This window comes from Sphingomonas sp. BK069, assembly GCF_014193405.1.
Classification (GTDB): domain Bacteria; phylum Pseudomonadota; class Alphaproteobacteria; order Sphingomonadales; family Sphingomonadaceae; genus Sphingomonas.
Map to the genome: position 1 here is coordinate 40,703 of NZ_JACHZH010000003.1, position 24,817 is coordinate 65,519.

18 protein-coding genes are annotated in these 24,817 nt (G+C 71.2%); 10 read left to right on the plus strand and 8 right to left on the minus strand.

Annotated features, from left to right (window positions below; all coding sequences use genetic code 11):
• The first annotated feature begins 1 nt into the window (after position 1).
• From ctaD to FHY02_RS11525, 4 genes are all read left to right on the plus strand, one after another.
• Positions 2-1,669: a cytochrome c oxidase subunit I gene (gene ctaD / locus FHY02_RS11510; RefSeq protein WP_183922139.1), complete on the plus strand. Its 1,668-nt coding sequence runs from the start codon at positions 2-4 to the stop codon at positions 1,667-1,669.
• A gap of 284 nt (positions 1,670-1,953) precedes the next feature.
• A complete protein-coding gene (locus FHY02_RS11515) occupies positions 1,954-2,322 on the plus strand; it encodes a hypothetical protein (RefSeq protein WP_183922141.1) in 369 nt (122 codons plus the stop codon).
• Between the two features lie 107 nt (positions 2,323-2,429).
• Positions 2,430-3,731 carry a UDP-glucose/GDP-mannose dehydrogenase family protein gene (locus FHY02_RS11520; RefSeq protein ID WP_183922143.1) on the plus strand — a complete coding sequence of 434 codons (1,302 nt, stop codon included), beginning with the start codon at positions 2,430-2,432 and terminating at the stop codon, positions 3,729-3,731.
• Between the two features lie 91 nt (positions 3,732-3,822).
• On the plus strand, positions 3,823-4,713 hold the full coding sequence (locus FHY02_RS11525) for a PEP-CTERM sorting domain-containing protein (protein ID WP_183922145.1): 891 nt from the start codon (positions 3,823-3,825) through the stop codon (positions 4,711-4,713).
• A 239-nt stretch (positions 4,714-4,952) separates the two neighbouring features.
• Here FHY02_RS11525 and FHY02_RS11530 read toward each other — a convergent pair whose 3' ends face one another.
• Positions 4,953-6,458, minus strand: a complete 1,506-nt coding sequence (locus tag FHY02_RS11530; RefSeq protein WP_183922147.1) for a PAS domain-containing protein — start codon at positions 6,456-6,458, stop codon at positions 4,953-4,955.
• A 120-nt stretch (positions 6,459-6,578) separates the two neighbouring features.
• On the opposite strand from FHY02_RS11530, the gene FHY02_RS11535 reads away from it, so the two are divergent.
• Positions 6,579-7,880: a PQQ-dependent sugar dehydrogenase gene (locus FHY02_RS11535; protein ID WP_183922150.1), complete on the plus strand. Its 1,302-nt coding sequence runs from the start codon at positions 6,579-6,581 to the stop codon at positions 7,878-7,880.
• A 33-nt stretch (positions 7,881-7,913) separates the two neighbouring features.
• On the opposite strand, the gene FHY02_RS11540 is transcribed toward FHY02_RS11535, so the two are convergent.
• The gene (locus tag FHY02_RS11540; protein ID WP_311721401.1) at positions 7,914-9,593 is read right to left on the minus strand and encodes a class I poly(R)-hydroxyalkanoic acid synthase; all 1,680 of its coding nucleotides are present in this window, start codon (positions 9,591-9,593) and stop codon (positions 7,914-7,916) included.
• 138 nt (positions 9,594-9,731) lie between these two features.
• Here FHY02_RS11540 and FHY02_RS11545 point away from each other — a divergent pair, with 138 nt between their 5' ends.
• Positions 9,732-10,940 (plus strand): LL-diaminopimelate aminotransferase, encoded by a 1,209-nt coding sequence (locus FHY02_RS11545; RefSeq protein WP_183922152.1) that lies wholly within the window; start codon positions 9,732-9,734, stop codon positions 10,938-10,940.
• 158 nt (positions 10,941-11,098) lie between these two features.
• Here FHY02_RS11545 and FHY02_RS11550 read toward each other — a convergent pair whose 3' ends face one another.
• Together FHY02_RS11550 and FHY02_RS11555 are read right to left on the minus strand one after the other, a co-directional pair.
• The gene (locus tag FHY02_RS11550; protein ID WP_183922154.1) at positions 11,099-11,803 is read right to left on the minus strand and encodes a gluconate 2-dehydrogenase subunit 3 family protein; all 705 of its coding nucleotides are present in this window, start codon (positions 11,801-11,803) and stop codon (positions 11,099-11,101) included.
• Positions 11,800-13,533: a GMC family oxidoreductase gene (locus FHY02_RS11555; protein WP_183922157.1), complete on the minus strand. Its 1,734-nt coding sequence runs from the start codon at positions 13,531-13,533 to the stop codon at positions 11,800-11,802. Before FHY02_RS11555 ends, FHY02_RS11550 begins: the two co-directional genes overlap by 4 nt.
• 297 nt (positions 13,534-13,830) lie before the next feature.
• Between FHY02_RS11555 and FHY02_RS11560 the strand changes: the two genes are divergently transcribed.
• The 3 genes from FHY02_RS11560 to FHY02_RS11570 all read left to right on the plus strand — a co-directional run bounded on the left by FHY02_RS11560 (position 13,831) and on the right by FHY02_RS11570 (position 17,611).
• On the plus strand, positions 13,831-14,814 hold the full coding sequence (locus FHY02_RS11560) for a ferritin-like domain-containing protein (RefSeq protein WP_183922159.1): 984 nt from the start codon (positions 13,831-13,833) through the stop codon (positions 14,812-14,814).
• 11 nt (positions 14,815-14,825) lie between these two features.
• Complete coding sequence (locus FHY02_RS11565) at positions 14,826-15,854, plus strand: ferritin-like domain-containing protein (protein WP_183922161.1); 1,029 nt, start codon at positions 14,826-14,828, stop codon at positions 15,852-15,854.
• 278 nt (positions 15,855-16,132) lie between these two features.
• Positions 16,133-17,611, plus strand: coding sequence for a UxaA family hydrolase (locus FHY02_RS11570; RefSeq protein ID WP_183922163.1), 1,479 nt, complete (start codon positions 16,133-16,135; stop codon positions 17,609-17,611).
• A 189-nt stretch (positions 17,612-17,800) separates the two neighbouring features.
• Here the strand turns inward: FHY02_RS11570 and FHY02_RS11575 are convergent, their stop codons facing one another.
• Together FHY02_RS11575 and FHY02_RS11580 are read right to left on the minus strand one after the other, a co-directional pair.
• Positions 17,801-18,898 (minus strand): PepSY domain-containing protein, encoded by a 1,098-nt coding sequence (locus FHY02_RS11575; protein ID WP_183922165.1) that lies wholly within the window; start codon positions 18,896-18,898, stop codon positions 17,801-17,803.
• The gene (locus FHY02_RS11580) at positions 18,898-21,021 is read right to left on the minus strand and encodes a TonB-dependent receptor (RefSeq protein WP_183922167.1); all 2,124 of its coding nucleotides are present in this window, start codon (positions 21,019-21,021) and stop codon (positions 18,898-18,900) included. Before FHY02_RS11580 ends, FHY02_RS11575 begins: the two co-directional genes overlap by 1 nt.
• A gap of 300 nt (positions 21,022-21,321) precedes the next feature.
• On the opposite strand from FHY02_RS11580, the gene FHY02_RS11585 reads away from it, so the two are divergent.
• Positions 21,322-22,707, plus strand: coding sequence for an alpha-L-fucosidase (locus tag FHY02_RS11585; RefSeq protein ID WP_221198610.1), 1,386 nt, complete (start codon positions 21,322-21,324; stop codon positions 22,705-22,707).
• Positions 22,708-22,716: 9 nt separating this feature from the next.
• Here the strand turns inward: FHY02_RS11585 and FHY02_RS11590 are convergent, their stop codons facing one another.
• Together FHY02_RS11590 and FHY02_RS11595 are read right to left on the minus strand one after the other, a co-directional pair.
• Positions 22,717-23,856 carry an MFS transporter gene (locus FHY02_RS11590; protein ID WP_183922169.1) on the minus strand — a complete coding sequence of 380 codons (1,140 nt, stop codon included), beginning with the start codon at positions 23,854-23,856 and terminating at the stop codon, positions 22,717-22,719.
• Entirely contained in the window at positions 23,853-24,797 is a 945-nt protein-coding gene (locus FHY02_RS11595; protein WP_311731822.1) for a DeoR/GlpR family DNA-binding transcription regulator, read from the minus strand. The genes FHY02_RS11590 and FHY02_RS11595 overlap by 4 nt, the downstream gene beginning before the upstream one ends.
• Positions 24,798-24,817 lie beyond the last annotated feature (20 nt).

The following is a 24,817-nucleotide window of genomic DNA, read 5'->3' on the forward strand; positions in this document are numbered from 1 at the left end:
GATGACCGACACCGCGCTCCACCCGTCCGCCTTCCAGGCGCACGATCACGGCCACCATGACGCGCATGCCGACCACAAGCCCGGCTTCTTCGCGCGCTGGTTCATGTCCACCAACCACAAGGACATCGGAACGCTCTACCTGATCTTCGCGATCTGCGCGGGGATCATCGGCGGCGCGATCTCGGGGCTGATGCGCGCCGAGCTGATGCACCCGGGCATCCAGTATCTGCCCAAGTGGGTGGCGATGCTCCACGGCGGCACCGAGCAGAGCTTCGACCAGGCGCTCCACCTGTGGAACGTGCTGGTCACCGCGCACGGCCTCATCATGGTCTTCTTCATGGTGATGCCGGCGATGATCGGCGGCTTCGGCAACTGGTTCGTGCCGATCATGATCGGCGCGCCCGACATGGCGTTCCCGCGGATGAACAACATCAGCTTCTGGCTGCTGATCCCGGCGTTCACCCTGCTGCTGGCCTCGCCCTTCTTCGGCGGCGCGGGCACCGGCTGGACGGTCTACGCGCCGCTCTCCACCTATGGCGAGCCGGGGCCGTCGGTCGACATGGCGATCCTGTCGCTCCACCTCGCCGGCGTCAGCTCGATCCTCGGCGCGATCAACTTCATCACCACCATCTTCAACATGCGCGCGCCGGGCATGACGCTGCACAAGATGCCGCTGTTCGCCTGGTCGGTGCTGGTCACGGCCTTCCTGCTGCTGCTGGCGCTGCCGGTGCTCGCCGCGGCCATCACGATGCTGCTGACCGACCGCAACTTCGGCACCACCTTCTACGATCCCGCGGGCGGCGGCGACCCGGTGCTGTACCAGCATCTGTTCTGGTTCTTCGGCCACCCCGAAGTCTACATCATGATCCTGCCGGGCTTCGGCATCATCAGCCACATCGTCGCCACCTTCAGCCGCAAGCCCGTGTTCGGCTATCTCGGCATGGCCTATGCCATGGTCGCGATCGGCGTGGTCGGCTTCGTGGTGTGGGCGCACCACATGTTCACCACTGGCATGAGCGTCAACGTGAAGATGTACTTCACTGCGGCGACGATGGTGATCGCGGTGCCGACCGGCATCAAGATCTTCTCCTGGATCGCGACGATGTGGGGCGGCTCGCTGCGCTTCCCCACGCCGATGGTCTGGGCGATCGGCTTCATCTTCATGTTCACCGTCGGCGGCGTGACCGGCGTGGTGCTCGCCAACGGTGGCGTGGACGATTACATGCAGGACACCTATTACGTGGTGGCGCACTTCCACTACGTGCTGAGCCTCGGCGCGGTGTTCTCGCTGTTCGCCGGCTTCTACTATTGGTTCCCGAAGATGACCGGGCGGATGTACTCGGAGCTGCTCGGCCAGCTGCACTTCTGGGTGTTCTTCGTCGGCGTGAACGTGATGTTCTTCCCGATGCACTTCCTCGGCCTGCAGGGCATGCCGCGGCGCTACCCGGACTATCCCGACGCCTTCGCGCACTGGAACCAGGTCGCGACGGTCGGCTACATGATCATGGCGATGGGAATGGCGATCTTCTTCGTCAATGTCGTCTGGTCGATGCTGGCGGGCAAGAAGGCCCCCGACAATCCCTGGGGCGCGGGCGCGACCACGCTGGAGTGGACGCTGTCGAGCCCCCCGCCGTTCCACCAGTTCGAGACGCTGCCCAAGATCGACTGACCGGGCGCTCCCTCGTGAGACACCGGCCGGCGCCGCGTCAACCGACGCGGCGCCGGTTGGCGTTTGGGGCTGAGAAGCGGGCGTGAGGACCTCCTTCATTCCTCCCTTTCTTCGTCATCCCCGCGGAGGCGGGGATCCAGACGCGCGGACCTTCGATCGAGTCGGAACGTCAGCGTATATGGATCCCCGCCTTCGCGGGGATGACGGTGAGGGCGATGGGGCAGGCAGCCGCCGCCCTTCAACATAGCGATTCCGTAACCCCTCCCTCGCTACACCGCCGCGCGATGGAACTCGCGCGCGCCTACAAGCAGCTGATCGACCAGGTCGTCGCGACCGCCGGACCGGCGCCGCTGCTCCACGTCCACGCCGGGCTCGCCATCTATCTGCTCGCCCGCCTCGTCCTGCGCGAGCGGCGCGGCTCGCTGGCCGCGCTCCACGTCGTGTTCACCGCCGAGATGCTCAACGAGGCGCTCGACTGGCTCGCTGGTTCGCCGAGCTGGTCCGTCCGCGACACGCTCGGCGACATCACGCTGACGATGCTGTGGCCCGTCGCCATCGCCGCGGTGGCGCAGCACCGCCGCCGGCGCTGGCGCCGCGCGGCCGCGCGCCGGCCCCGCCCCGCTGTACCAGCCGCCCCATATCCAAGCAGTTGAATGCTGCACTGCACCGCTTGCGGCTTGCCAGACCGCGAACGTAACGGGTAGCGCTCCGGGCGAGGGGCCGATCGCGTCCCATCGTCAATCAACGAGGAGCGACCACCTTGCGCATCACCATGATCGGCTCGGGCTATGTCGGGCTGGTATCGGGCACCTGCTTTGCCGACTTCGGCCACGACGTCGTCTGCGTCGACAAGGATCAGGGCAAGATCGAGCGACTGCTCGCCGGCAAGATGCCGATCTACGAGCCCGGTCTCGAGGATCTCGTCGCGCGCAACGTGCAGGCGGGGCGGCTGCGCTTCACCACCGATCTCAAGGAGGGCGTCAAAGACGCCGACGCGGTCTTCATCGCGGTCGGCACGCCGTCGCGCCGCGGTGACGGCCACGCCGATCTGTCGTACGTCTACGCCGCCGCCAAGGAAATCGGCGAGGCGATCACCGGCTATACCGTGATCGTGACCAAGTCGACCGTGCCGGTCGGCACCGGCGACGAGGTCGAGCGGATCATCGGCGAGGCCGCCCCTGATGCGGACTTCGGCGTGGTCTCCAACCCCGAGTTCCTGCGCGAGGGCGCCGCGATCGACGACTTCAAGCGGCCCGACCGCATCGTCATCGGCTCCGAGGACGAGCGCGCCACCGACGTGATGCGCCAGGTGTACCGCCCGTTGTACCTCAACGCCGCGCCGATCCTGGTCACTCGCCGTCGCACCGCCGAGCTGATCAAGTACGCCGGCAACGCCTTCCTCGCGACGAAGATCACCTTCATCAACGAGATTGCCGACCTGTGCGAGAAGGTGGGCGCGGACGTGAAGGATGTCAGCCGCGGCATCGGGCTCGACAATCGCATCGGCGCCAAGTTCCTGCACGCCGGTCCGGGCTACGGCGGCTCGTGCTTTCCCAAGGATACGCTGGCGCTGCTCAAGACCAGCCAGGACTATGACGCGCCGCAGCGCATCGTCGAGGCGGTGGTCGCCGTGAACGACAACCGCAAGCGCGCGATGGGGCGCAAGATCGTCCATGCGATGGGCGACGACGTCCGCGGCAAGACGGTGGCGGTGCTGGGCCTCACCTTCAAGCCGAACACCGACGACATGCGCGACTCGCCCGCGATCGCGGTGATCCAGACGCTGCAGGACGCCGGCGCGACGGTGAAGGCCTATGACCCCGAGGGCATGGAGCAGGCCGAGAAGCTGCTCGGCGACGTGGTCTATTGCAAGGGCCCATACGAGGCGATCGAGGGCGCCGACGCGCTCGCGATCGTGACCGAGTGGGACCAGTTCCGCGCGCTCGACCTCGATCGCGTCAAATCGCTGCTCAAGACGCCGGTGCTGATCGACCTGCGCAACATCTACACGCCCGACGAGATCGCCGCGGCGGGCTTCCACTACACCAGCATCGGCCGCTGAGCCGCGACGGCGCCGCTTCTCCCCCGCAGCGGGAGGAGCGGCGCCGCGCTTCGCGCTTGGCATAAGTGCGCGGGTCTGCTGTCTAAGTGGCATGACCCGCCTCCTCCCCCGCGCGCTCGCCGCCGCGCTGCTGCTCACCGCCGCGCTGCCCCAGGCCGCCGCCGCGCGCACCGTCCTCTTCATCGGCAACAGCTTCACCTTCGGCGCCAACTCGCCGGTGCAGCGCTACCGACCCGATCGCGTCACCGATCTCAACAGCGAGGGGATCGGCGGCGTGCCCGCACTGTTCAAGACCTTCGCCGACGAGGCTGGGCTCGACTGGCAGGTCAGCCTCGAGACCTCGCCCGGCAAGGAGCTCGCCTGGCACCTTCAGAACCGGCGCGCGCTGATCGACCGGCCGTGGGACGCGGTGGTGCTGCAGGGCTATAGCACGCTCGATCCGGCGCGCCCCGGAGACCCGACGCGCCACGTCGCCGCGGCGCGCGACCTCGCCGCGCTGTTCCGCGCGCGCAACCCCGCGGTGATCGTCGATCTCGTCGCCACCTGGTCGCGCGCCGACCTGACCTATCGGCCGGGCGCGCGCTGGTCGGGCCAGCCGATCGTCGCGATGGCGGACGAGCTCGCCGCGGCGACCGACCGCGCCGTCGCCGACGGCAACGGCCTCACCGCCGCAGTGGCGGTGGGCAGCGCGTGGAACCGCGCGATCCGGGACGGGCTCGCCGACCCCGACCCCTATGACGGGATCGCGTTCGGCCAGGTCAGCCTGTGGAGCTGGGACCAGTATCACGCCAGCGCGGAGGGCTATTATCTCGAGGCGCTGATGACCTTCGGCACGCTGACCGGCACCGACCCGCGCCGGCTCGATGGGCGCGAGCGTGCCGCCGACGACCTCGGGCTGGACCCGCGCGTCGCCACGCGACTGCGCGCCATTGCCAGCGACGAGCTGCGCGCGCGGGGGCCTGGGGTGAGAATGCGGGGGTAGCGGGGGCTAGGCTGGCGGGAACGGCCCGGCTGCCCTGCCGCCCGAGGTCGCATCCTGACGCCAGCCCAGACCCGTCATCCCCGCGGAGGCGGGGATCCAGACGAGCGGACCTGCGAAGGAGCCGCAGCGGCAGCGTGTATGGATCCCCGCCTGCGCGGGGATGACGGAAGTTGCGGGGCGGTGTCGCGGCAGTGAGCGCCCTCATCGAGTGCGTCCGTGTGCATCGAGGCTCCCCGCCCCTACACCGGCGCCTCGACCTCGAACCGCGCGCCCGCGGGCGGATAGGCCACCGCCACCGGCCCGCTGACGTGCGGCGCCAGCACCCGCTCGATCATGCGTGAGCCGAAGCCGACGCGCGTCGGCGGGGTCACCGCGGGACCGCCCTGCTCGACCCAGGAGAAACGGAAGCGGCGCGCGCGGTCATCATCCGCCAGCGCCCAGCGGATCGTCACGCGGCCCTCGGGAACCGAAAGCGCGCCATATTTGATCGCGTTGGTGGCGAGCTCGTGCAGCGCCATCGACAGCGCCAGCGTGATCTCAGGGCTGAGCCGGATCGAGGGTCCCGCGGCGTCGAAGCGGCGCCCGTCGCGGTCGGCGAAGGGGGCGAGCACGCGCTCGACGATGTCGCCGATCGCCGCGCCCTCGACCTCGTCGTGGACCAGCAGCTCGTGCGCCGCACCGAGGCTGGCGATCCGCCCCGCCACCGCGCCGCGCGCCGCGGGCAGCGAGGGGGCGTCGCGCAGCGTCTGGCTCACCACCGCGCCGACCGTGGCGAGGATGTTCTTCACGCGATGCGTCAGCTCGCGTGCGAGCACGGCGCGATGCTCTTCGGCGAACTTGCGGTCGGAGATGTTAGTGGTGAAGCCCACCATCGCCAGCGGCGTGCCATCGGCGCGGTACTGCATCTCGGCGCGGACCGCCACCCAGCGCTGCTCACCCGCCGGCGTCAGCAGGCGATATTCGATATCGTACGGCTCGCCGCGCTCGAGTGTCGCCGCCATGGCAGCGTCGGCGCGCGCGCGATCACCAGGGTGGATCGAACCGAACAGTTCCTCCAGCGTCAACGGTTCGTCCGGCGCGCGGCCGCAGTTCACCTTGCAGCTGGCCGATGCAACCAGCTCGCGCGTGTTCGGATCGACCGAGAAGGTGCCGAGCCCGCCCGCCTTCATCGCCAGGGTCAGCCGCTCCTCGCGCTCGGCGATGGCGGCGTCGCGCTCGGCCACCTCAAGGGCGAGCTGCGCGCGATCCGCCTGCAATCGCGCGAGCCGATGGCGCTCGAGGGTCACGTCGAGCTGCGACGACACGAAGTACCGCAGCGATCCGAGGGCATCGTGCACCGGGGCGACGGTCAGCCGGTTCCAGAAGGGCGCGCCGTCGCGGCGGTGGTTGAGCAGGTCGACCTCGACGCGCTCGTGCCGCGTGATCGCCTCGCGCAGCCGAGTCACCTCGGCGGGGTCGGTCAGCGGACCCTGCATGAAGCGACAATTACGACCCACCAACTCGGCCGCGGTGAAGCCGGTCAGCGCCTCGAACGCGCGGTTGACGTAGAGCAGCGGGTTGTCGGGGAGCGTCGGGTCGCTGATCGCCATCGGCGTGATCGACTCGTCGAACGCCGCGACCCAGGGATCACCTTGCGCCAGGCGCGCGGCGAATGCGGCCACCGCCGCGCGGACCGCGGCGTCTGGCTCGCGCGGGAGCAGCGGTGGGGAGGCGCGGGAAGGATCGTCCAAGATGCTGGCTAGCATAGATTAGTCCCTGCGCAACGGCAACTCGCCGCGCCCTGCCCTGCGGCAGCGCGATGCCGCCTAGGCGAGCGCCGGCGGCGCCACTAAGGTCGCGCGTTCGCCGGGTAAGAGAGAGGATCTATGCTGCGGAATCTATTGGCCTTCACGACGATTTCCGCGGCCCTGGCGGGGTGCGGCGGCACGACCTCCCCGGCCGGCAACCAGCAGCAGCCGAGCGCCGCCGCACCGAGCGGTGGCGCGCCCACCGCCGCGGCCGCGCCGGTGAACTACGGCGACGCCAAGCCCACCGCGACCAAGCCGTTCGATACCGCCACCGTGACGACCTTCGACCAGCCCTGGGCGCTCGCCTTCCTGCCCGACCGGCGCATGCTGGTGACCGAGAAGCCGGGACGGATCTGGCTCGTCACCACCGACGGCAAGAAGACCGAGGTAAATGGCGTGCCCAAGGTCCACGACGAGGGCCAGGGCGGCCTGCTCGACGTCGCCGTGTCGCCGCGCTTCGCCAGCGATCATGCGGTGTACATCAGCTACAGCGAGCCCGGTAACGGCGGCGACTCGCTCGCGCTGGCGCGCGCGACGATCGATCCCGCCGCGGCGGCACCCGCGTTGACGGGGCTCAAGGTGATCTGGCGCCAGCTGCCGCGCGGCCAGGGCGGTCAGTTCGGCGCCTATATCGCCTTCGCGCCCGACGGCCAGCACCTGTTCCTCGCCGCGGGCGACCGCCAGCGCATGACGCCGGCGCAGGACCCCGACCAGCCCGTCGGCAAGATCCTGCGGCTGACGCTCGACGGCAAGCCCGCTCCCGGCAACCCCGGGGAAGGAAAGACCGGCGCGACCACGGTGTCGCTGATCGACCCGCCCGAGAACACCGTGGCGGCGGCCAAGGCCAAGGGCCGGCAGGTCACCGTGCCGGCGCCGAACCTCACGCCGGCGGAGACGTGGAGCAGCGGGCACCGCAATCCCTATGGCCTCGCCTTCGACTCGCAGGGTCGGCTGTGGTCGGTCGAGATGGGGCCGAAGGGCGGGGACGAGCTCAACCTGATCGAGCCCGGCAAGAACTACGGCTGGCCTCTGGTGTCCTATGGCGCGAACTACGACGACGTGCCGATCCCCAGCCCGACGACCCGGCCCGACTTGGCCGAGCCAGCGCTCTACTGGAACCCGGTCATCGCGCCGGCCGGGCTGACCTTCTACGACGGTACGTTGTTTCCCGACTGGCGCGGCTCGGCCTTCGTGGGCGGGCTGGCGGCGACCGCGCTGGTGCGCATCGCCTTCGACGGCACCAGGGCGCGCGAGGCGGAGCGCTGGGACATGGGCAACCGCATCCGCGCGGTGGTGAGCGGCCCCGACGGTGCGCTCTGGCTGCTCGAGGACGGCGCCGAGGCCAAGCTGCTGCGGCTCACCCCGAAGAAGGCGGGCTGAGCCTGCGCGCCCTCTCCCCGCGGGGAGAGGGCGTCAGCGCGCGCGCACGTAGCTGCCCGGCGCCGGCTCGATCGCCGCCAGCGCGCCCGCGCCCGGCACGCGCGCGCCGGTGGCGGGCACCTCGTCGGGCGCGAGCGCGCGCAGCCACGCCGCCCAGTCGGGCCACCAGCTGCCCTTCACCTCGCGCGCGCCCGCGACGAACTCCTCCAGCGACGCGGCCCCCGCCTCGTTGACCCAATGCTGGTACTTGCCCGCCGCCGGCGGATTGACCACGCCCGCGATATGGCCCGAGCCGGCCAGCACGAAGCGCAGCGGCCCGCGGAAATGCTCGGTGAGCTTCCACACGCTCTCGGCCGGCGCGATATGATCCTCGCGCCCGGCCTGAACGTAGCTCGGCGTGGTCACGCGGGCGAGGTCGATCGGCACGCCGGCCACGCTCATCTCCCCCTTGGCCAGCCGGTTGTCGCGGTACAGGTCGGTGAGATAGGCGAGGTGCCACTTGGCCGGCAGGTTGGTGACATCGCCGTTCCAGTGGAGCAGGTCGAACGGCACGTGATCCTTGCCGAGCAGATAGTTCTGCGTGACATAGTTCCAGATCAGGTCGCGCCCGCGCAGCAGGTTGAAGGTTGCGGCGAGATAGCGGCCGTCGAGGAAGCCCTGCGGGCTGAGCGCCGCCATGACCTTGAGTTGTTCGTCGTCGACGAAGTGGAGCAGGTCGCCGGCGCGGCTGAAGTCCACCTGCGCGGTGAGGAAGGTGGCGCTCGCGACGCGCCCCTCCTCGCCACGCGCGGCGAGCAGCGCCAGCGTCGCCGCCAGCGTCGTCCCGGCGACGCAATAGCCGACGGTATGGACCGCGGGCACGTCGAGCAGCGCGCGCACCGTGTCGATCGCGTCGAGCTGCGCGGCGACGTAATCGTCCCAGGTCACGTCCGCCATCGTCGCGTCGGCCGAGCGCCACGAGACGACGAAGACGGTGACACCCTGCTCCACCGCCCAGCGGATGAAGCTCTTCTCGCGCGTCAGGTCGAGGATGTAGAAGCGGTTGATCCAGGGCGGGAAGATCACCAGCGGCGCGGCCAGCACCCGCTCGGTCGCGGGATCGTACTGGATCAGCTCGTAGAAGGGCGTGCGCTTGACCACCTGCCCGGGCGTGGTGGCGAGGTCCTCGCCGAGCGTGAAGGCGCCCTCCCTGCTGTGCGTCACCTGGCCGCGCCGGAGGTCGTCGAGCAGGTGCTGCAATCCCGCGAGCAGATTCTCGCCGCGGGTCGCGATCGTGCGCTCGATCACCTCGGGGTTGGTCAGCGCGAAGTTGGACGGGCTCATCGCGTCGACGAAGCCGCGCGCGGCGAAGCGCAGCTGCGCGCGGGTGCGCTCGTCGACGCCGTCGAGCTGGTCGACGCCGCGCAGCAGGTGGTCGGCCACCAACGCGTAGCTCTGCCGGATCCAATCGAACAGCGGGTGGTCGCGCCACGCCGCGGCGGCGAAGCGGCGATCCTTCTCGGGCGTGGCGGCGGCGCCGGCGTCGGGCGCGGCGAAGCGCTGCCACAGGGCGAGATAGTCGCTCCAGAAGTCCTGGACCTGCGCCGCCGCTTTCTCCGGCGCCGCGAGCGGCACCCCCGCCTCCATCAGCATCTGCTGGGCGCGTCCCGCCACCCACGTCCAGTGCTGGAGCTCGGCGAGATCGGGGATCGGCGGCTTGGTCGTCGCGCTCACGGCTCGTCGCTCCTCGTTGGCACGACCGGCATAGCGCAAGCTCGTTGCGCGGCGAAGCAGCCCGCCACGCTTTTTCTGTCGGGCGGGTGCCGCGCGGGGCGAATGGCTATATAGGTGAACCGAAAGGAGTGCCCGCCCGTGTCCGACGAATTCTACCGCATGAAGCGCCTGCCGCCCTATGTCATCGCCGAGGTCAACGCGATGCGGGCACAGGCGCGCGCGGGCGGGGAGGACATCATCGACCTCGGCATGGGCAACCCCGACCTGCCGCCGCCCGATCACGTCATCGCCAAGCTGGTCGAGGTGGCACAGAAGCCGAGCGCGCACGGCTACTCGCAGTCGCGCGGCATCCCCGGGCTACGCCGCGCCCAGGCCAATTACTACGGCCGGCGCTTCGGGGTGGAGGTCGACCCCGAGACCGAGGTCGTCGTCACGATGGGATCGAAGGAGGGGCTCGCCAGCCTCGCCACCGCGATCACCGCGCCCGGCGACGTGGTGCTGGCACCCAACCCAAGCTACCCGATCCACACCTTCGGGTTCATCATCGCCGGGGCGACGATCCGCGCGGTGCCGACCACGCCCGACGAACATTATTTCGAGAGCCTCGACCGTGCCGTCGCCTTCACCGTGCCACGGCCGAGCGTGCTCGTGGTCAATTATCCCTCGAACCCGACGGCGGAGACCGTCGACCTCGCCTTCTACGAGCGGCTGGTCGCCTGGGCGCGCGAGAATGAGGTGTGGGTGATCTCCGACCTGGCCTATTCCGAGCTCTATTATGACGGCAAGCCGACCGTCTCGATCCTCCAGGTGCCGGGCGCGCGCGACGTCGCGGTGGAGTTCACCAGCCTCAGCAAGACCTATTCGATGGCGGGCTGGCGGATCGGCTTCGCGGTCGGCAACCGCAAGCTGATCGCGGCGATGACGCGGGTAAAGTCCTACCTCGACTATGGCGCGTTCACGCCCGTCCAAGCGGCCGCCTGCGCCGCGCTCAACGGACCGCAGGACATCGTCGAGAAGAACCGCCAGCTCTATCACAAGCGCCGCGACGTGCTGGTGGAGAGCTTCGCGCGCGCCGGCTGGGACGTGCCCGCGCCGCGCGCCTCGATGTTCGCCTGGGCACCGCTGCCCCCCGCGCTGGCGCATCTCGGCAGCCTCGAATTCTCCAAGCAGCTGCTCAGCCACGCCAAGGTCGCGGTGGCACCGGGCGTCGGCTATGGCGAGAACGGCGAGGGCTTCGTGCGGATCGCACTGGTCGAGAACGAGCAGCGGCTGCGTCAGGCGGCGCGCAACGTGAAGCGCTACCTGCAGAGCATGGGAGTCAATGTGCCGGGCAAGGCGGCGGGGTGAGTTGAGGGCGAAGCGTCTTCCTGAGCCCCTCCCCCTTTTGGGGAGGGGTTGAGGTGGGGCGCTTCCTCAGACGCGACGCTCGCGGAGAGGCCCCACCCCCGCCCCCTTCCCTGAAGGGAGGGGAGAGATAACGCAACGACCCTGCGATCTAGCCCCGCTCAGCTCCGCGCCACCGCCGGCGACAGCTTCAGCTCTCCCAGCACGCGGTCGAGATGCGCCAGCGCCTCGGGGGTCGGGCCCGGATACGGCCCCTCGGTCGGCTGGTCGCCGATATAGCCCATGTCGGCCTTGCCCTCGGGCAGGCTGTAATAGCCCGTGACGAAGAGGTAGCGCAGCTTGTCCATGAAGGCGACCGGCGCGACCATCCGCGGCGCCGGAGTCTCCACCATCAGCGCGTCCATCAGCGTCGTGCGCTGCACCGGCGCGAGCGCGACGAACGAGCGGCCGCCGAGCGCGCGGCTCTGCGCGTCGAGCCAAGCGAGCCCGGGCAGGATCCGCTCGCGGTCGGCGCGCTGCACCGGATAGGGCGCGCTGACCCATTCGTCGACGAAGGCGGCGACGCCCAGCTTCCCCGCCCCCGGCGCGTCGCCCTCGGGCGGCAGGATGAGATCCCCCAGCAGGTCGAGCGTGGCGCGCTGCGAGCGGTCGAGCGTCAGCGGCCACGGCACGCTGGGCTCCATCAGCTTGGGATCACGGCCGTAGCCGGGCGCGGGCTTGGCCGCTGGCAGCGCGGGCCAGTCGACCACCGCGAAGGGCGGCGCTACCGCGGCGGCGCCGGCCTGCGCCAGGGCGGGCGGCTCGAACAGCGGCAGGGTGGCCGCGGCGGCGAGCCACTGCAGCGTGGTACGGCGCGATAGCGTCACGCGAGAGCTCCCGTCTTGATCCGTTGCGCCAGCCGCTCGGAGTTGCGCAGCGCGAGCGCGAGAATGGTCAGCGTCGGGTTCTTGTGTGCGCCCGAGGCGAACACCGCGCCGTCCATCAGCACGAGGTTGGGCACGTCCCACGCCTCGCCGTAGCTGTTCACCACCGAGGTGCGCGGGCTGTCCCCCATGCGCGCGGTGCCGAGCTCGTGGATGATCTCGCCGCCTGCGGTCATGATCTGCTCGACCGGCAGGTCGGGGCTGAGGATCGTCCCGCCGAGCCGCTCGAACACCGCGTGCGCGGAGCGGCGGCCGTGCGCTACCTGGTTGACCTCGTTCTGCGACCATTTGAACGCGAAGCGCAGCACCGGGATGCCGAACTTGTCCTTCACGCCCGGATCGATCTCGCAGAACGTGTCCTTGTTGGGGATCATTTCGCCGCGCAGCGTCAGCCGCAATGTCGCGCCCGAGGACTGGCGCACCGCCTGGCGCAGCGCGCTGCCATAGGCGCGCGGCAGCGTCGCGGGCGGCGGGATGTCGAAGCGGCCGCCGATCTCGAAATGATAGCCGCGCGCGAAGTCGAGCTCGCCGCGCGCCTGCTCCTTGTACTGCCAGAACGGAATATAGATGTGCTGCCCGCCGATCCCGTCCTCGTTGTAGCGCGGGCGCCCGGCGAGCTTCGGGATGTAGGCGCTGAACGAGGCACCGGTGGAATCGGTCAGATTGCGCCCCAGCTCGCCCGAGCCGTTGGCCAGCCCGCGCCGGTCGCTGCCCGAGTTGAGCAGCAGTCGCGCCGTCTCGCCTGTCCCCGCCGCCAGCACCACCGCGCGCGCGCTCACCTGGTGGCGCTGCCCGGTCTTGCGGTCGACATATTCGACCCCGGTGGCGCGGCCGTTCGCGCCCATCAGCACGCGCGCCACCATCGCGTCGGTGACCACGCGCAGCCGACCGGTCGCATCCGCCTGCGGCAGCAGCGAGGTGGTGGTCTGGAACATCGCGCCGATCGTGCAGCCGCGCGTGCACGGCGTGGCGTTGAAGCAGGCGCTGCGCGGCGCGACGTCGTCGGGCATGTCGCGCGTGAGCACCGCGGTATGCGCGGCGCGCACCGGGATGCCGATGCTCTCCGCCGCGGCCTTGATCATCATCTCGGTGACGCGCGGCTTGGGCGGCGGCAGCAGGCAGCCGTCGGGCGAGTCGGGGTGGTTCTCCAGCCCGAGCTTGCCGCCGTTCACCCCGATCATCCGCTCGACGCGATCGTAATAAGGCGCGACGTCGTCGTAGCCGATCGGCCAGTCCACCCCGAGCTTGTCGCGCGAATACGGCTTGAAGTCGTACGGGCCCCAACGCGGCGAATGGCGACCCCAGTGGTTGGTGCGCCCGCCCAGCATACGCGGGCGATACCAGCGAAAGTCGCTGCCAGGCCGCGAGGTGTAGGGCTCGCCGTCGACCTCCCAGCCGCCGCCGACGGTGGCGTCGAAATAGCCGAACGGCTTGTCGGGGGTGGAGGCACCGCGCAGCGGGGCATCGCTCTCCGGCGCGAACATGTTGACCTCAGCCTTGGGGTCATAGTCGCGACCCGCTTCCAGCATCAGGCAGCGCAGCCCGGCCTTGGTGAGGCTGTGCGCGGCCATCGCGCCGGCGGCGCCCGACCCGACGATGATCACGTCCGCGGGCGCATCGGTCGCGCCCGCGCGCGCCGGTGCGGCGCCCGCCGCTCGGGCCTGTGTCGACATGCTCTCTCCCGCTCCACCCACGCTCGTGGTCCTACCTAATGGCAGCGGACCTCAGCGCAATCCCTTGATCGCCGTGAAGTCAGCGCATGAGGCGGGCGATGTCAGCCGGATGGGACACAGTCCAGCCCGATGCGCTCGGCGCGGACGGCGCGCTGCGAGTCACTCGCTGGCCGAGCGGTGACCGTCGCCGCGCCGGGTCAGAACGCGATCGTCCGGCCCTGACGCATCCTTTTCGCCGCCCCCTCGTATCCCTCCTGCGGCCGGCATCGCGCCGCGTCGGTGAACGGGGAGCGCGGGATGGCAGCGGGCGAGAGACTGATCGAGGCGCGCGCGCGCCGCCGCGACGGGCGACGCGCCTTCTTCCGCGGCGCCGCCGGGGTGGCGGTGCTCGGCGCGGGCGGGCTGATGCTGGCGCGCGAGGCCAACGCGCAGACCGCGCCGAGCGACGCCGACATCCTCAACTTCGCGCTCAACCTCGAATATCTCGAGGCGCAATTCTACAGCTACGCGGTCTCCGGGATCGGGCTGGCGGCGGACCAGCTCACCGGCACGCAGACGCAGGGCGCGGTCACGGGCGCGCGCCGTGCCGCGCTGAGCGACCCGGCGGTGATCCAGTACGCGCGCGAGATCGCCGCCGACGAGGTCGCCCATGTCGCCGTGCTGCGCCGCGTGCTCGGCAGCGCGGCGGTGGCGCAGCCCGCGATCGACCTGTCGACCACGGTCTTCACCGCCGCCGCTAAGGCCGCCGACATCGACCTCGACGCCAGCGGCGGCGTGTTCGACCCGTACGCCAGCGATGACAATTTCCTCCTCGCCGCCTTCCTGTTCGAGGACGTCGGCGTCACCGCCTACAAGGGCGCCGCGCCGCTGCTCAGCGACGTCGCGATCGTCGACGCCGCGGCGGGGCTGCTCGCCGCCGAGGCGTTCCACGCGGGGCTGATCCGCAGCGCGCTCTACCGCCGCGGCGTCGACGTCGACGACCTGCGCGAGAAGGCGGACAAGCTCTCCGACGCGCGCGACGATCTCGACGGAGACGACGAGTCGGACGGCCCGCCGCGCCGCGTCGACGACGACGACCAGGGCATCTCCCCGGTCACCTCGATCTACGGCCGCGCCGCCAACGTCGTCCCCACCGACGGGCGCGGGCTGGTGTTCGGCCGCACCGTCGAGCAGGTCCACAACATCGCCTATCTCACCGACAAGCAGGTCAGCGCGGGCGGTTTCTTCCCGGCGGGGACCAACAATGCCAATGCGGCGCTGCGTCGCTCCGGCGCGAACTGAGGAGCACGGCGATGAGCGATCCGATCGAGTTCCTCGACCTCATGGAGCGTGCCGAGCAGCAGCGCCAGGCGCGCCGCCGCTTCATTCGGCTGTGCGGCGGTGCCGCGGCGATGACGGGCGGGCTGACGTTGCTGTCGGGCTGCGGTGACGACAATGATGACGGCTCCCCGGCGCCCTCCCCCACGCCGACGCCGAGCGGCGCGATCACCGATGTCGCGGTGCTCAACTTCGCGCTCCAGCTCGAATATCTGGAGGGCGCCTATTACGCTTATGCGGTGTCGGGCAGCGGCGTCGACAGCGCGCTGCTGACCGGCATGGGCACGCAGGGGCCGGTGGCGACCGGCAGCGGCGCCGGCGCGGCGCGCGCGGTGGATTTCAGCGACGACGTGGTTGCCGAGTACGCGCGCGAGATCGCCGCCGACGAGATCGGCCACATCCGTTTCCTGCGCGAGACGCTGGGCAGCGCGCGCGTCGCGCAGCCCGCGATCAACATCTCGGGCAGCGCGAGCGTGACGGTCGGCGGTACCACCGCGGTCGGCGCCTTCACCGCGGCGGCGCGCGCCGCCGGGGTGATCGGCACGGGCGACGTGTTCGACCCCTACGCCAGCGACGAGAACTTCCTGATCGGCGCCTACCTGCTCACCGACGTCGGCGTCAGCGCCTACCGCGGCGCCGCCAGACTGCTCACCAACAAGACCTATCTCGAGGCGAGCGCGGGCATCCTCGCCGCCGAATGCTACCATGACGCGACGATCCGCGCCGAGCTGTGGCGCCGCGGGCTGACCGTGCCGAGCATCTACACGCGGGTGAGCCAGATCTCGGCGCTGCGCGACTCGCTCGACGGCGCCGGCGACACCGACCAGGACATCGGCACCGCCGCGGCCGCCAACCTCGTGCCGACCGACAGCGACGGGCTGGTGCTGGGGCGCACCGCGACGCAGGTGCTCAACGTCGTCTTTCAGAGCAGCGCCGCGGTGACGGGCGGCGGCTTCTTCCCCGCCGGGCTCAACGGCACGATCCTGACGAGCGGCGCTGGCTGAGCGCGCGGCGCGCGCGGGACCGGAAGCAACCTTCTCGTCCTCCCCTGCACGATAAGGTGGCGTGCGCCGCGCGACGGAGGGGTTTCAGCGCTGGCAAGGCGGGACGGAGTACCGCCCGCGACACCCCTCCGTCAGGCCTCCGGCCTGCCATCTCCCTTGCGGGACGGGGCAGCTCGATCGTCCATCGACCCAGCTTCCCGCACGGCACCTCGCGGGTGGTTCAAACCGGACGGATCATGCGCTAGTGGCTTGGCGATCGGTCCGGACCCGGAGGTGAGATGGCCAGCGCCCTCAAGATCGCGCCCGGCGACAGCGTCGTCACCCTGCTCGACGACGCGCGCGCGGGCGAGACGCTCACGCTTGCCGAGGCAAGGCTGACGCTCACGCAGGACGTGGCGCGCGGGCACAAGGTGGCGGTGGCCGCGCTCGCGCCGGGCGAGGCGGTGATCAAATACGGCTATCCGATCGGCCATGCCACCGCGCCGATCCGCCCCGGCGAGCACGTCCACTCGCACAACCTCGCCACCGCGCTCGACGCCACGCTCGACTACCACTACGCGCCCGCGCCGCCCGCTACGCTGGAGCGCCCGGCCGAGGCGAGCTTCCTCGGCTATCGCCGCGCCGACGGCCGCGTGGCGACGCGCAACGAGATCTGGGTGCTGCCGACGGTCGGCTGCGTCGCGCGTACCGCCGAGCGGATCGCGGCGCGCGCCGCCGCGCTGGTCGGCGACGCGGTCGACGGCGTCCACGCCTTCACCCACCCGCACGGCTGCTCGCAGCTGGGACAGGATTTGGGCGGGACGCGAGCGATCCTCGCAGCGCTGGCGGCGCATCCCAACGCGGGCGGGGTGCTGATCGTCGGGCTCGGCTGCGAGGAGAACCAGGTCGCCGCGCTGGTCGAGGCGATCCCGCCCGCGGCGCGTGGCCGGGTACGCGCGCTCACCGCACAGGCGAGCGCGGACGAGGTGGAGGACGGCGTCGCGATCGTCGCCGCGCTGGCCGAGGCGGCGCGCGCGACGCGCGAGCCCTGCGCGCTCGGCGAGCTGGTGCTCGGCGTCAAGTGCGGCGGCTCGGACGGTCTCTCGGGGCTCACCGCCAACCCGCTGGTCGGTCGTATCAGCGACCGCGTCGTCGCCGCGGATGGCAGCGTGGTGTTCACCGAGATCCCCGAGATCTTCGGCGCCGAGCAGGCGCTGATGGACCGCGCCAGCGACGCGCGGGTGTTCGACGGCATCACCGGGCTGGTCAACGGCTTCAAGCGCTACTTCCTCGACCATGGCGAGACGGTCTCGGAGAACCCCTCCCCCGGCAACGTCGCTGGCGGCATCACCACGCTGGAGGAGAAGTCGCTCGGTGCGGTGCAGAAGGCCGGGCGCGGGCCGATCAGCGACGTGATCGGCTATGGCGCCGCGGCGCGCGCGCGCGGGCTGACGCTGCTCGAGGCGCCGGGCAACGACGCGGTGTCCTCGACCGCGCTGGCGGCGGCTGGCGCGACCGTGATCCTGTTCACCACTGGGCGCGGCACGCCGCTCGGCTTTCCCGTGCCGACGGTGAAGATCGCCTCGAACAGCGGGCTGGCCGAGCGCAAGCCGGGCTGGATCGACTTCGACGCGGGCGCGGTGCTGGCGCGCGGCTTCGACGTCACCGCCGACGCGCTGCTGGCGCGCATCGTCGCGATCGCCTCGGGTGAGCCCACCGCCGCCGAGCGCAACGGCGAGCGCGAGATCGCGATCTGGAAGCGCGGCGTGACGCTGTGAGGCGCCGACTACTCGTCTGACGTCCTTACCAATCCTCCCCTGAAAGGGGAGTTGGCGCGCGCAGCGCGTCGGAGGGGTGACCCGGTCGGCGAGTGAGCGCGACAGTCACCAGCGGCGACACCCCTCCGTCAGCGCTTCGCGCTGACACCTCCCCTTGCAGGGGAGGATCAGCTTGCGGCCGTCCCGGATCTACAGGGCGCTCCGCTTGGGCAACCTAACAGAGCGCCTCCCCCGCCGCGACGCGCTCACCCGCGCCCGCGTCGCCCAGAAGCCGTAGACCGCGAGGCTGCCGAGCAGCGCCAGCGCCAGCCCCGAGGCGGTGATCGCCAGCTTCCACGCCAGGCCGCCGACCTTGGCGGCGTGGAGTGGGTAGAGCTTCTCCCGCGCGCGCTCATGCGCCCCGCCGGTCGCGGGATCGGCGACGTCGACCATGCGCAGCGTCGCCGGATCGGCGTAGACGAAGGTGCGCCCGTTCGGCGTCCACTCGAACGGCTGCCGCAGCCGCAGCGCCATCGGCGCGCCCGCACCGCGCGGCCATTGCACCCGCCGCACCACCGCACCGGGGAAGCGTTGCGCCGCGGCGGCGAGCAGCGGGCCGAAGCTTTTCGGCACCGCTACCGCCGGGTCGGTCGTCGCCAGCTTGGGCGGCCGCGCGCGATCGCTCGCGCCGAGCGGCGCCAGCAGCAGCCGCTCCACCGCCGGCAGCGCCATCATCGCGCCGGTGAGCAGCGAGAGTGCGAGCAGCGGCGCGGTCAGCACGCCGAGATCGCGGTGGTGGTGGACGATCGCGCCCGAGGTCATCCGCGCCGGCCACAGCCGCGGGCGGAAGCGCGCGCGCGTCCGCCACCACAGCACGACGCCGCTCACCACCAGCACCAGCCCGACCAGCGCCCCGACGCCGTTCACCGTCTCGCCCGCCTCGCCGAGCAGCAGGCGATGGTGGAGGTCGAACAGCAGCAGCTCGGGCCGCTGCCACGCGCTTGACCAGTGCGCCACCATCTCGCCGCTCTGGCTGAGATACGCGCCGCCGCCGTCGCGGAACACGACCTGGTGCACGCCGAGCCCCTCGCCCGCGAGCGTCACGCGATCGAGCGGTCGCCCGTTCGCGGCGAGCCCATCGAGCACGCGCGCCAGCGCCGCCGGGTCGCGCGACACCGCGTCGCCGGCGTGCGGCACGGACGTCAGCCGATCGCGCCACACCAGCAGCGCGCCGGTGGCGCCGAGCAACGCGAGCAGCGCGCCGCCGATCGCGCCGACCCAGCGGTGCAGCAGCGCCAGCAGGCGCATCAGAAGCTCGCCTGCCAGCTCAGCGTCGCGTTGCGCCCGCGCCCGGTATAGAAGCGCGCGTTGTCGGTCGGGCCCTGCGTGTCGCTGTAGTAGGTGACGTAGTCGGTGTTGCCGAGGTTCTGCACGCTCAGCATCAGCCGGCCGACCGGCGCGTCATAGGCGAGATAGGCGTCGAACAGGCGGTAGCCGCCGAAGTCGTTGGCGATCGGCTGGCCCTGGAAGCGGCGCGACAGGTAGTAGCGCCCCTGCACCCGCGCGCTGAGGCGCCCGGCACGATAGTCGGCGCTGAGGTTGAGCCGATCGGGCGAGATGTTGGCGCCGTCGAGGTCGGCGTCGAGCCGGTCGTCGCCGTTGGTGTCGGTGCGGCCGGTGACGTGGCTGTAGCCGAGCGCGACGTTGACCCCCGGGAGCGGCGTGAGCGTGTCGAGGTTGATCTCCAGCCCCTCGATGTCGATCGGCTGGCGCACCACGGTGAAGATGCCGTCGTCGCCGCGCACCAGCACCGAGCCCGCCTCGCTCGACGACCAGTAATAAGTCGAGCTCGCGGTCAGCGGGCCGCGCTTGAGCTCGACGCCGACCTCGCGATTGTTCGAGATCACCGGAGTCAGGTCGAGGAAGTCGTCGATCCGCACGTTGGGCTGGTTCACCGCGCGCAGCACGCGGCCGATATCCGCGATCGTGTAACCCTCGGCGTAGCTGCCGTAGGCGCGGATGCCCGCGGCGGGCTCGAGCACGACGCCGCCGTTCCAAAGCGCGCGCTCGAACGCGGGCGAGCCGCCGGTGACGCGGCGCGCCCCCGAGCTCGCCAGCGTGGTGTAATCGGGCACGTCGAGCCGGACGTTCTCGTACCGCACGCCGCCCGCCAGCCGCACCAGCCCGTCCGCCAGCTTGAGGTTGCCCTGCGCGAACGGCGCGAGGCTGCGGAAGTCGGTCCGCGGCACCCACTCGCGCTGCGTCTGGACGAGCGTCTGCGCCGTGCGGTCGACCAGCGCGTCGAAGCCGGCGGTGAGCGTCAGCGCCTCCCATCCGGGCACCGCGCGCTCGTAGCTCACCTTCCCGCCGAGCTTGCGCGAGACGTTGCGCGACTGGTCGAACAGCGTGCCGACCGGCGCGATCGCGGCGTCCTGGAAGGTCGCCAGCACGCCGCCCGCGAAGGTGTCGCTGGTGCGGTTGTAGAAGCCCTGCAGCGTGAAGGCGCCGCCCGCCAGCGCACCGTCGGTGAGCGAGGCCGAGACCATCTGCGCGACGCCGGTCGAGGGCTGCCCCGGCGTCGAGCCGCGCCGCGTCGTCGCGGGCACACCCGTCGCGCGATCGCCCTCGACCGGGACGTAATGGTCACGTCCCTCGAGGTGGAAGCGGCTCGCCACCACCTCCAGCCGCGCGCTGTCGCTCAGCGCCACGCCGGCGCGTGCGAAGGAGGAGAGCGTGTCGGTGTCCTGGATCTCGCTCTGGTTGCCGTCATAGCCGACACGACGCCCGCGCCCGTCGAGGAAGGCGCCGCGACGCTCGACCGCGACCCCGGCGGTCGCGTCGAAGCGCCCGGCGCGGTAGCTGACCAGCGCGCCGAGCTTGCCGCCGAGCGACTCGCCCGAGAAACTGTCGCCTGCGTTGCCCTGCACCAGCGTGCGCCCGGTCCAGCCGTCACGCTCGGGCGCGCGCACCGTCACCTGATTGACCACGCCCCCGGTTGCACCGATGCCCTGGAGCGCGTTCGAGCCGTAGATCACCTCGACGCGGTCGATGAAGAAGGGGTCGATCGTATAGCCGTCGCGCGCGCCGTCGCGGATCGGCGTGGTCTGCGGGATGCCGTTGATCGCGTAGAGCGGCGAGCGGCCGCGCAGCGTCTCGCCCACCCCGGTGATCTTCTCGCGCGTCGGCGAGAAAGCGGGCAGCAGCGCCGACACCGCGTCGACCACCGAGCCCGACACGGCCACCTGGCGCGACAGCGTCTCGCGGTCGATCACGTCGACGGTCAGCGGCAGCGCGCTCGCGGGCAGGACGGTGCGCGCCGCGGTGACGACGACCTCGCCGCGCGCGTCATCGGCGCGGGCAGGCTCGCCCGGCAGCTGCGCGCTCGCGCCCGAGGCGCACAGGCCGGCCAACACTCCCAAACTGATCCGCATTCCCGTCCCCTTTCGCGGATCAACTGCTCGGCCCTCTCTTCCGTGCTCCCACACGCGGGGGCGCAGCAGCCCTGCGCGCTGCCGACCGTGGCTCTGCTGAGCCGCGGGTTCACGCGCTCGCGGGTAAACAGCTGAGGGTCGAGCGGTTGATCCTTCACGGCGGGATAGACGCCACTTCAAGCTAATGCAAGTCGATCGCATTAGTGCAAACCGGCGATCGTGCATCACGGTCACTGGCGCCGCCGCATCGCTATGCTACGCTCGTCGCAGAGGCGGACACGTCGGAGAGGGGAGCCGAATATGGCATGGGGTTCGAAGAGCCTGGGCGCGGTCGCGGCAGCGGCGATCATGGCGGCGCTGTCATCACCGATCGTCGCGGCCGCGCAGTCCACCCCCGCCCCGCCGCCCGCCGCACCGACCTACACGCCCGCGGCCGCCAATCTCGCGGCGCGCACCTGGTTCCAGGACGCGAAGTTCGGCGTGTTCCTCCACTGGGGGCTGTATAGCGAACTCGGCGGCAGCGGTTCGCCCGGGCTGGCCGAGTGGATCATGCAGGAGAACAAGATCCCCGCGGCCAAGTACGAGCGGCTCGCGCACTTCTTCAACCCGACCCGGTTCGACGCCGACGCCTGGGTGCGCTCGTTCAAGGACGCCGGCGCGCGCTACATCGTCATCACCAGCAAGCACCATGACGGCTTCGCGATGTTCGGCAGCAAGGTGTCGCGCTACAATGTCGTCGACGCGACGCCCTTCAAACGCGACCCGATCGCCGAGCTCGCCGCGGCGTGCCGCCGCCAGGGCGTGAAGCTGTTCTTCTATTACTCGCAGCTCGACTGGCACAATCCGGACTATTTCCCGCGCGGCCGCACCGGCCACACCACCGGCCGCCCCGAGGCGGGCGACTGGGAGCGGTATCTCGACTATCAGGAAGCGCAGCTGCGCGAGCTGCTGACGCAATACGGCCCGATCGGCGGGATCTGGTTCGACGGCTGGTGGGACCAGGAAAAGACCGCGCTGCGCGACCGTTGGCGGCTCGACCGCACCTACGCACTGATCCATTCGCTCCAGCCGGCCGCCCTGATCGTCAACAACCATCACCACGCGCCCTTCCCGGGGGAGGATTACCAGACCTTCGAGCGCGACCTGCCCGGCGAGAACACGATGGGCTTCAACGGCGACAAGGCGACGATCGGGCGGCTGCCGCTCGAGATGGCCGAGACGATGAACGGCAGCTGGGGCTTCAACCTGGTGGACGACAACTACAAGTCGCCCGAGACCTTGGTGCGCACGATGGTCGGCGCGGCCGGGCGCAACGCCAATTTCCTGCTCAACACCGGGCCGATGCCGAACGGCGAGATCCAGCCCGAGAATCTCGCCACCTTCCACGCCATCGGCGAGTGGATGAAGCGCCATGGCGAGAGCATCTACGGCACGCGCGGCGGCCCGGTCGCGCCCGGCGACTATGGCGTGACGACGCAGCGCGGCGACACAATCTACGTTCACCTGCTCCGCGCGCATGACGGGCGCGTGCGGCTGCCGCTGACGGCGAAGGTACGCTCGGCGCGACTGCTCGACGGCGGCGCGGCGGTGACCGTCACCGCGCGGAACGGCGCGGTCGAGCTCGCCGGCCTGCCGACGCTGGGCGACGCCTGGGATCAGGTGGTGGCGCTCCAGATACGGCGCTGAGCGGCCGCCTCAGGCCTCGCCGGCCGCGCGCCGGGCGGTGAGCGGCACCAGCGCGAGCAGCGCGGCCAGCGCCCAGAAGGATGCGGGCAGCCCCACCGCCGCGGCGGCGACGCCGATCCCCGCCGGCCCGACCAGCACCCCGGCATAGCCGAGCGTCGTGATCGCGCCGATCGCGAGCGCGGGCGGCATGCGGCGCTGCGACCCGGCGCGGCGGAACAGCACGGGCACGATGTTGGAGGCACCGAGACCGACCAGTAGGAAGCCGCCCAGCGCGAACGGTGCCGGCAGCGCCAGCAGCGCCGCCAGCCCGACGCAGGCGAGCAGCCCGCCCGCGGTGAGGGTGCGCCGATCGCCCAGCCGCGCCACCAGAGCGTCACCACCGAGCCGGCCTGCGGTCATCGCCGCGGCGAACAGGATATAGCCCAGCCCCGCCTGGGCCGCGGGGGCGAGCCGCCGCTGCACCACCAGCAGCGCGCTCCAGTCGAGCATCGCGCCCTCCACCAGAAAGGTCACCATCGCCAGCAGCGCGAGCAGCAGCACGATGCCGCGCGGCAGCGCGAACGACGGCCCCGGCTCGGCGCGCGCGGCGAGCAGCCGCGGCGTCGCCACCGCCATCGCCGCGACCATCGGCAGCGCGCAGGCGAGCGTCGCGGCGAGCGGCGCGACGCTGCGGCTGAGCAGCAGCGTCATCAGCGCGGCCCCGGCGAAGCCGCCGATGCTGAAGAGCGCGTGGAAACCCGACATCAGCGGCCGCCCCGCGGCGCGCTCCACCTCGACGGCGTGGATGTTCATCGCCACGTCGAGCGAGCCGAGCGCGGCCCCGAACAGCAGTAGCAGCGCGCCGAGCATGATCGGCGTGGCGGCCACGGCCAGCGTCGGCAGCAGCACGGCCAGCGCGACCCCTCCCGCGACGATCACCGGCCGGCTGCCGAGCCGCGCGCTGAGCGGCCCTGTGGCCACCATCGCCGCGACCGAGCCCGCGCCGATACACAGCAGCAGCAGACCCAGTCCGGCGTCGTCGACGCCGAGGCGCGCCTTGGCGAGCGGCACCAGCGGTACCCAGCAGGCGATGCCGAAGCCGGCCACAAGAAAGGCGAGCCGGGTCGCCAGCCGCGTCGCGGGCCGGTCGGCGGAGGGAGCTGCGCTCATGCCACCGGCGCGATCAGCAGCCGCGGATAGCCGGCGGCGTCGAGCTCACGGCGCTGCGCGGCGGTCGTCGCCTCCTCGATCACCAGCAGCGCGACCTCGCCGGGCGAGGCGACATGGTAGCCCGCGTCGGCACCGAGCTTGTCGGTCGTGGCGAGCACGATCACCTGCCCCGCGCGCGCGATCACCGCGCGCTTGAAGCTGGCGTCGGCGTGATGGAAGGCGGCGACGCCCTCGTCGCCGACCGCGCAGGCCCCGACGAAGGCGCGGTCCAGCCGCACCTGTACCACCGCCTGGACCGCGACCGCGTCGACGCAGCCGCCGACCGCTGCGTCGACCATGCCGCCGAGCAGCAGCACCGCCACGTCACCGCGCCGCAGCGCCGCCGCGGCGACGTCGGGCGCGTTGGTGACGAGCGTGAGCTCGGCCTGGTCCGGCAGCATCTCGACCAGCGCGAGATGGGTACTGCTCGCGTCGAGGAAGATCCGCTCGCCCGGCCTGATCGTCTCGGCCGCGGCACGCGCCAGTGCGCGCTTGGCCGCCGTCGCCTCGTCGGCGCGCGCCGCGAGCGGCCGGGTGGCCGCGGTGATCGGGAGCGCACCGCCGTAGACGCGGCGGCAGCGACCCTCCGCGGCGAGTGCGCGCAGGTCGCGCCGGATCGCATCCTCGGACACGGCGAACTCTGCTGCTAGCGCCGCGGCCACGACGGGGCGACCCGCCATTAGGCGTGACGCGATTGTCTCGCGCCTTTGCTCCGAAAGATCATTGCTCATGCATGTTCTGTAGCGCTGTTGCGCAATCAAACAAGCACCTTCATGCGGAATCAGGCACGTCACAATGATGATGCCATCGCCAAAGTGAGCCTCCGGTCGCCAGTTAAGATTGACACGCATTAGTGGTTGAGATGGAAATGGGTGGTGACGGTGCGTCCAACCGGGAGTCATCAATGCGTGCACCTTGGGCG